Source organism: Aquirufa sp. OSTEICH-129A (genome assembly GCF_054558355.1).
This window is the reverse complement of sequence record NZ_JBPXKC010000027.1, coordinates 1-255: the sequence shown is the minus strand read 5'-3', so window position 1 is coordinate 255 and position 255 is coordinate 1. Positions and strand designations below refer to the sequence as shown.

1 protein-coding gene is annotated in these 255 nt (G+C 49.8%); it reads left to right on the top strand.

Translation table 11 applies throughout. The annotated features are described in order from the left end of the window. On the top strand, positions 1-255 hold a 255-nt coding region (locus SKC36_RS12365), incomplete at both ends, for a hypothetical protein (RefSeq protein WP_459466083.1).

Genomic DNA, 255 nt, shown 5'->3' with positions numbered 1-255 from the left:
GCTTATCGGGCACGAATAAATTAAATGGAGCAGGCGACTTTAGTAGTGGAGTGGCGAACTTGACAAGCTTAGGCTTAATGTTTACAGGAACTTCGGGCTCAGGTAGCTTCACGTTTAGTCCAGCAACGGGGGCTCCAGTAAGCTCGAGTGCTATAACGGTAAACCCAGGCTCAGCGACTAAGTTGATTATCACGGGAAGCGGCACGCAAACGGCAGGAGTAGGTCAAACAATCACGATTACCGCGAAAGATGCGA